General features: G+C 72.4%; 1 protein-coding gene. It reads right to left on the bottom strand.

What is annotated here, in order from left to right:
• A partial coding sequence (locus HUK84_RS22710; protein WP_176642097.1) for an iron chelate uptake ABC transporter family permease subunit occupies nt 1–507 on the bottom strand: 507 nt, incomplete at both ends.

The raw sequence follows: 507 nt of genomic DNA, 5'->3' as shown, positions 1-507 counted from the left end.
CTGCACCCCGCGCGCGCCGCGCAGGCGAAAGCCCAGGCTTTCCGCCACCTCGTCGCCCAGCGCCAGCGCATCCAGCGCCCGCGCGGTCGTCAGCATCAGGATCCAGCCGGCGATGATCCCGGGCAGGCTGACCCATACATGGGTGAAGGTCCGGTCGGTCAGCGACCCCATGACCCAGCGCATGATCTCGAACGACGCATAGGGGCTGGGCATCAGGTTCAGCGCCAGCGCCGTCAGCGCGGCGGCGAAGCTGCTCAGCGCGGCCCCGGCCAGCAGCAGGACCAGCGCCCCGCCCTGCCCCACCAGGCCCATCAGCAGCAGCACCGCCAGCAGCGCCCCGGCCAGCCCGCCCAGCGGCAGCATCAGCACCGACACCGCCGTCAGCCCGGTATAGAAGACCAGGACCGACCCCAGGGCCGCGCCGCCCGATACCCCCAATATGCCCGGATCGGCCAGCGGATTGCGCAGATAGCCCTGCAGCACCGCGCCGGACAGGCCCAGCGTGCC

Source organism: Nguyenibacter vanlangensis (genome assembly GCF_013376155.1).
In the GTDB taxonomy this organism is placed as follows: domain Bacteria; phylum Pseudomonadota; class Alphaproteobacteria; order Acetobacterales; family Acetobacteraceae; genus Gluconacetobacter; species Gluconacetobacter vanlangensis.
The sequence above is the reverse complement of the archived record's forward strand: the minus strand, read 5'-3'. Positions and strand labels throughout refer to the sequence as shown.